Origin of the sequence: Actinocrinis sp. (assembly GCF_035650855.1) — a bacterium.
Lineage (GTDB): Bacteria > Actinomycetota > Actinomycetes > Streptomycetales > Catenulisporaceae > Actinocrinis.
The window spans coordinates 22,537-29,354 of record NZ_DASRGV010000223.1; the positions used below are offsets into that span (position 1 = coordinate 22,537).

Below are 6,818 nucleotides of genomic sequence, written 5' to 3' on the forward strand. Positions count from 1 at the left end.
CGCGGCGATCGGCCGGAAGTCCGGCGGCAGCGCTACCTGCTTGGTCCCGGCGCGCAGCTTGGCGATCGCGGGATCAGTGGACGTAGACGGACACGTGCTGTCCGGCTGCATTATCACCGCGTTACCCGTGTCGTAGTTCGCGGTGGCTGAGGGGTCGATCCCATGGCCCGGCGCGTAGCTCGGTGACCCCGCCGTCGAACTCGCGCAAGCGGCGGTGAGGCCGAGGAAAAGCACTGCCGCGCACGCCGCCGCCGCTCGCGATCGAGCGCTGCGCCTCGTCCACGTGCCGTGTCGTGTATGAACCGAATTGTCCGCGGTTCTCGACAACGTGTGACCCCGAATGTCGCTCATGTCCACCCGCCCCGTTCTTGAGTCCCGCCTTCCGGGACCGTCGCGCCTTGGACGGAGCGGATCGCGTCCTGGTTCCGTTGCGCTGCGCCCTAGGGCTGTCGCAGCGAGGCCAGCAGCGCCAGGACCCGCTGCCAGGCCGCCTGCTGAGCCGCGGCGTCCCCTTCTCGGGTGCCGCCGAACTCGAGGGTGTATCCGGAGTCCGGATAGGTGTAGCTCGTCGAGGACGGAACGTCGACGCCCGCGTCGATCCCGTGGCCGGCGTCGGGGTAGATCAGCGCCTTATGCGGATACGGATTGCGATCCTCGTCGAGCTCCATGGAGATCTGCGTCGCCGACTGCGGTGAGTTCCACACCGCGTCGTCGGCTCCGGCGATGGGAAGCACGGGTCCTGATATGCGGTCGACTGGGATGGGCATGCCGGCCGCCAGAGCGACGCCGTGCAAGGTCCACGCGATGCTCGCGCCGTCCGGAAAAGATGGGTTCACCCGGGCGGTCGGCCCGTAAAGGATCGCCCCGTGGATCAGCTCGGGGAAGTTCTGCGCCAGCAGCAGCGCCGCCTCGGCGCCGCGCGAAGCGCCCAGTGCCAGCACGCGCCGCGGATCGACCTCGGGCTGTTTGGCCAAGAGGCGGGCGGCGCCGGCGAAGTAATCCAGTGGGATGTTCGTCAGGGTGCTGGGCAGGCCGGTTTCGCCGAAGTACGCGAGCGACAGCGCCGGGTATCCCTCGGAGGCGAGGACCGCCGCCGTGTACCGCTCGCTCTCGCCGCCTTCCGAACCGCCGAACAGCAGCACCGCGGGGCGGCGCGCGGCTCCGGCCGACGGCGCAGGCAGGTACAGGTCGCCGTACACACCGTCCGCCGAGAGTGTCAGGGTTCGATGCGTAACCCCTTGGGTCATCCAAAGGCGGGTGAGCGTCGCGCGCGTCACGCGTCCGGCTTCGTCGCGGACCGCGAGGTCGATCGAAAAGCTCGGCTCGGCTTCGGGATACGCCGTCAGGAAGAAGAAGGACGGCGAACCGCCCGCGGCCGTGCCCGGATTCATCGACCACACCAGGCCCATCGGGTCGACGCCGGTGTAGCTTCCGCTCGTCGGCGCCTGTTTCGCCAGGTCGACCGTTCCGGAGGAGTCGGCGGTGAACGTGGCCTGCGCCTGCCAGAGCTTGCCGGCGTAGTCGTAGGCTGATGAGGTGATCGTGGCTTGGGAGCCCGGCGGAAGGCCGGTGATCTGGATGTGCACGCTCTGATACGCCGAGGCGACCGGAGCATCGATCGCGATGCGTTCGCTCGCCGATCTCATAGCCGCCTTGCCCGGCGCGGCCGCTATGCCGCCGACCGCCGCGCCGACGACGGCGAGCACCCCGATCGCGCACCGCGCCAGATCGCCGCGCATCGCATTCACCCCGCTTCCTCGCCCAATCCTATGAGGTCCCCTACCCAACCTTAAGAACTGGTCTAGACCCTTGACGGTGCCTTGACTGCCGCGCTTCACTGAGGCCGATCCGCCCTGCCACCTACCAGCTGAGTACCTATCAGACGTCGCGGCGCCGGCGCCTCTGCAGTCCCCGACCACGCCAGGCCGGACCGCCCACCCCGCGGAGCCGGCCGGCCCGGACCGAAGAAGGCGCGAACGACAGTGAACCTCCTCACGGCGACACTCCGCCACCGGCGTGCGCGTTACTGGATCGCCGCCACCGCGGCGGCCGCCGCGGGCGCCGGGGCCGTCGCACTCGTCCCGCTGAGCGCCGCGAACGCGGCCGGAACGACCACGGCCGCGTCCCTGCCGGCCTGCCCGTTCTGGGCCGCCGGCATCACCCCGCCGGCCCGTTCCGTCACCCCCTGGACCCCGCCGCTGCAGACCGCGCAGGCGGCGAACTTCACCTCCCGCCCCGCCGCGCCGACGCTGACCGGCAGCCTCGTGAACGGCCAGGTGACCATAACCATCGCCAAGGTGCCGAATGCGGTCGCGTACAAGGTGTGGCGCGACGGCGTGGACATCGGCTACGTCAGCTACTGGGGACAGACCACGCCGCTGACGGTCACCGACACCGCGCCGTGCCAGAACGCTTATTACGACGTGGTGGCGATGTACGACACCAGCGGCAGCGACGCGTCGATGGGGCAGCTCTCCCCGCCCTACTGGCTCGGCTCCGACGGCACCATCGCGACCGGGGCGGGCAGCGTCCCGGTCGGCACGAAGATCAACATGCTGGTGACCTCGTACAACGACGTCGGCCAGGCCGCATCCGGCTACAACGCGCAACTCGGCGGCTGCGCGACCGACCCGCGGGTGATCCCGTGGGGCACCTACTTCAACATCCCCGGATACGGCGACTGCGTCGCGATCGACATCGGCACCTGGATCCAGAACGACACCGTGGACGTGTGGCTGCCCGGCACCCAGGCGAACGGCTGGGGCGTGCAGAACCGGACGCTCACCGTGATCGCGAACCCGTACGGAGGCACCCCGCCGGGCGGCACCCCCTCCGCGTCAGCGTCTGCTTCGGCCAGCGCCTCGACCTCCGCCTCGCCGAGCTCGTCCCCGAGCAAGTCGCCCTCGCCCAGCGCTTCCCCGACCCCGTCGTCCGGAAGCGGCGGCTGCGCGCCGGCCTGGAACCCGAGCACCTCTTACGTGCCGGGCGACAAGGTCTCGTATCAGGGCACGAATTACACCGCGACGTACTACTCGACCGGCGCGGTGCCCGGCGCAGCGACCTCATGGGCGGTCTGGTCCAGCAACGGAGCCTGCTAGACACCCCGGATCGGTCCCGGGCGTGGAGGCCCATGGTCGCGGCCTCCACGCCCGGGACACCGTGGCATCCAGTGACCGCGCCCGCAGCATCAGCAGCGCCTCCTCGGCCCCGACGTCGCACTGGATCATCACCATTCCGGTCGCCCGGTGCACTTCGTCGTGATCCGACTCGCCGACGAGCCAGTCCATGTCGCCATTGCCCTCGGCGTACTCAGTCTCCCCCCCCGTCCGGCATAAAGGCGAAGGACACCGAGCGTGGCGACGTCCGCGATCAGCAGCGCCGCCACGAACCGCGGCCACCGCCGCACGTCCTCGCCCCTGCTCAGGTCGGTGGCGAACACCGGGGCGCCGGTGGAGAAAGGCGTGCAGACCGGGCCCGTCGCCCAGGGTGTACTGAGCCTCGGCCAACAGCCTGGCGACCTCGTCTGAGGAGTAGAGCAACCGCCGCGCCGCGGACTGCGCCATCAACGAAATGGACGCGCCGCTGATCGGGAGCAGTTCGGTGCACAACGAGCAAAGACGCGCCGGGATCTGGACTGGTTCGGCGCCGCGAATGCTCGCCAGGATGGACGGTGCCACGTGCCGGGGTCACTCGGGTTCTGGCCGGTCAGGCCGACCCACCTCCGGCCGTTTTCTGGCACCCTTCGATCATTTCACGCGGTGCCCGCTGCGCTCCTGCTCTTCGGAAGCCGACACTCTGGTAACCCGCAGCGAGCGATGCCAAACCAAGGCGGTCGGCAGACCCGGATCAACCGTTAGATCCGGGTACGACCGGGTACCGCGCGTTCATGGCAGATTCGGAGCGCTCTCGGGAGACCATCCCGCCGCAGAACGAGACCGCCCCGAGCGGCCCGCGCACTCCGCTCGACCTCGGCGAGACGGGATGGCGCAAAACGCTCGTGCGCGGCGCGAAGAAGTTCTCCCGCGACCGGTGCAGCATGACCGCCGGAAGCCTGGCCTATCACTGGTTCCTGGCCCTCTTCCCGGCGCTGATCGCGGTGCTCGGCATCACCAGCCTGCTGCGTCTCGGCGCCGGGACGATCAAGCACTTGGTCGACGGGCTGAACACGGCGCTGCCGCCGGGCGCGTCCGGAGTGTTCGCCGACGCGGTCAACTCGGCCACCTCCCGCTCCTCGGCCGCCTCGCTCACCGCGCTGATCATCGGCGTCGTGGTGGCGCTGTGGAGCGCGTCCGCAGGCATGGCGGCGTTGCAGACCGGCTTGAACATCGCCTACGAGGTTCCCCAGGACCGCAAGTTCGTGGCCACGCGGCTGCGCTCCTTCCCGCTGATGGCGGCGACCGCGCTGCTCGGCGGGGTCGCCGCGGTACTGCTGGTATTCGGCGCGCCGCTCGGCCACGCGATCGAAGGGCACGTGGGTGTCGCCGGGTCCGCGTTCGTGGTGGTGTGGACCATCGTGCGGTGGGCCGCGACGCTCATCGTGGTGTCGTTGCTGTTCTCGGTGTATTACTTCTACGCGCCGAACCGGCCCTCGCCGCGCTGGCAGTGGGTCAGTCCCGGCGGTCTGGTCGGCACCGCGATCTTCCTGCTGGCCTCGCTCGGTTTCTCCTTCTACGTGGCCAAGTTCGGCTCATATGGAAAGACGTACGGGGCGTTCGCCGGGGTCGTGATCCTCATCTTCTGGCTGTATCTGGCCGCGATCGCCGTGCTGATCGGGGCGGAGATCAACGCCGAGGCGGAGCGCGAGGCGGCGGTGCAGAGCGGTGACCCGCGGGCCCGGGCCGGCGCGGCCGAAGTGGATGAGTCCGCTTAGCCGCACTGCATCGAGTAGAGGTTCCCGGACGCGGTCGCCGCCGCCGCCTTCGTCGACGGCACGGTCGCGCTCACCTGGACCTTGGCCACCACCTGCTTCGTGTTGCCCCACGAGCACGGCATCGCCTGGAAGTTGTCGCTCAACGTGTATTGATGCTGCCCGGAGAAAGTGAAGTGGTCGGTGCGTGCAGTCGGTCCGTAGGGGCCGTTCTCGGAGATGGTCACGGCCACGTTCACCGTCGCGGTCCCGCTGGTGCGTGCGTCGACGACGACGGTGGCCGTGCCGGACGACGCCGCCGTGAAGGTGAGGCTGGTGATGGACAGCGACGTGACGGCGGTGACCGGCGGCGCCGAGGTCGCGGTCACCGGGACGATGCCCTGAGCCGGCGTGTTCGACGGGCTCGGGCTGGCTGAAGGGCTGGCCGCGCCCGGCACCGCGCTGGCCGCGGGCGCCTGCGCCCCGGTTTCGACCGCGAGCGAAGGGGGCGGCGGCGCCTTCGGCGCGGAACGGGAGAAAGTCCCGCTGATCAACGCGATGCCGAGGAGTAACACGGCTATCGGTACGCCTATGGCCACCGCCCGCAGCGACCAGGTGGCCACGACGCCGCGCCGGATCGCGCGCCTCCCGGTGCCCTTGGGCAGCACGCCCCAGGCTTCGCGGGGTATGCCGCCGGTCCTCGTCGCCGCGGTCGTCAAAATCGGAGCCTGCGGTTCTTCGCTGTGCAGCGCGGGGGAGCGGGTGATCAGCGCGGTGGGACGGCGGCGATGTTCCCGTGTGCCGCGATCCATATGCATAGCCCGCGGCTTATGCAGAGTTCGTGCACACAGGGCGATGCGTTCGTGCCCGCGATCGCGCCACCCGGCTCCGAAGGCCTGGGCCGCGGCCTCAAGCTCCGCCAGCATCTCCGCCGCGACGCCGCCGCGCTCCCAGCGCTCCACCGGTGCGTGGCGCGACTCGGCCAGCGCCGTGTAAATATTCTGCGCTATCCCGTGCAGTTTCTCCGCGCCGTAGTGCTGCGGCGCGGCGTCCCGGCCGGAGGCGCGGCCCGAGGTGAGGCAGAGCGCGAACAATTCCGGCACGGCGGCCAGGTCGAAAGCGATCGCGGCGCCGAGATCGTCGATGCCGGATCCACCGGTCCGCGGGCGTACGGCCAGCCCCGCGCCGACGACGACGCATTCCCCGGTGCGCCCGACGATGATTTCGGTCGGTTCGAGCTGGCGATGCGCGACGCCGCGCCGGTGTAAGGCGTCGAGTGCGACCAGCACATCGCTGACCACGGTCGCCGCGGCCTGTGCGTCGAGGCCGCGGCCACCCCGCGCGCGGGTGAGCAGTTCGGAAAGCGGCACTCCGGGAAAGTGCCGGCGCACCGTCGCCACGATGCGTCCGCCGGCGTCCATGATGTAGCTGAGCGGTTCGGCGACCCGGGGCTCGCCGAGGGCCGCCATCGCCGCGCACTCGGCGCGATAAGCCTGCTGAAATCCGGCGTCGAGGACGAGTTCGTCGGGCAGGCAGTGCATCACCGACAGCACGCCGCGCTCATCCCGCACGACCACGAGACCGCCCGCGCTCTGCGCGGCCGCCGCGGTCTGGTGCGGCGGACGGCCGGAATCGTTTCCGGTACCTATCAGGTGCGGAGTCGCGCCATTGCCCACGATTACCTCCCCAGAGCGCGTGCCATAGCATCGTCTTTACAGGTGACGATGTCTAGTATTTCGTACGCATTCACTCGATCGGGTGGCGCGCATGAACATTATGGCGTCTGCGTATGAGCGTTAACCAGGAAATTCGCGAACTCGTGACCTGGGCGGCATCGGCACAGGTAGACACCGATATCAGAAGTCGCGTTCAGGGCCGGCCGGGCGGTTTTCCGCGATCAAGGTGTAGACCATTGTTGGAAAAAGTTCAGTCACCGCGGCGCTTGTTGGCTTCGCCGCGGTAACGAACTTAA

At 69.5% G+C, this 6,818-nt stretch carries 5 protein-coding genes; 3 read left to right on the forward strand and 2 right to left on the reverse strand.

What is annotated here, in order from left to right; translation table 11 throughout:
- Positions 1-440: 440 nt before the first annotated feature.
- On the reverse strand, positions 441-1,739 hold the full coding sequence (locus VFB40_RS16325) for an acyl-CoA thioesterase/BAAT N-terminal domain-containing protein (RefSeq protein WP_324851565.1): 1,299 nt from the start codon (positions 1,737-1,739) through the stop codon (positions 441-443).
- A gap of 243 nt (positions 1,740-1,982) precedes the next feature.
- Here VFB40_RS16325 and VFB40_RS16330 point away from each other — a divergent pair, with 243 nt between their 5' ends.
- From VFB40_RS16330 to VFB40_RS16340, 3 genes are all read left to right on the forward strand, one after another.
- Positions 1,983-3,098, forward strand: a complete 1,116-nt coding sequence (locus VFB40_RS16330) for a 3D domain-containing protein (protein WP_324851566.1) — start codon at positions 1,983-1,985, stop codon at positions 3,096-3,098.
- 255 nt (positions 3,099-3,353) lie between these two features.
- Positions 3,354-3,527: a hypothetical protein gene (locus VFB40_RS16335; protein ID WP_324851567.1), complete on the forward strand. Its 174-nt coding sequence runs from the start codon at positions 3,354-3,356 to the stop codon at positions 3,525-3,527.
- Between the two features lie 359 nt (positions 3,528-3,886).
- Positions 3,887-4,870 (forward strand): YihY/virulence factor BrkB family protein, encoded by a 984-nt coding sequence (locus VFB40_RS16340; RefSeq protein WP_324851568.1) that lies wholly within the window; start codon positions 3,887-3,889, stop codon positions 4,868-4,870.
- On the opposite strand, the gene VFB40_RS16345 is transcribed toward VFB40_RS16340, so the two are convergent.
- Positions 4,867-6,522, reverse strand: a complete 1,656-nt coding sequence (locus tag VFB40_RS16345; protein ID WP_324851569.1) for a serine/threonine-protein kinase — start codon at positions 6,520-6,522, stop codon at positions 4,867-4,869. The two genes, VFB40_RS16340 and VFB40_RS16345, sit on opposite strands and share 4 nt — an antisense overlap.
- Positions 6,523-6,818 lie beyond the last annotated feature (296 nt).

Coding starts and splice junctions, on each gene's coding strand:
- VFB40_RS16325 (WP_324851565.1), bottom strand. CDS start 1,739: ATGCGCGGCGATCTGGCGCGGTGCGCGATCGGGGTGCTCGCCGTCGTC.
- VFB40_RS16340 (WP_324851568.1), top strand. CDS start 3,887: ATGGCAGATTCGGAGCGCTCTCGGGAGACCATCCCGCCGCAGAACGAG.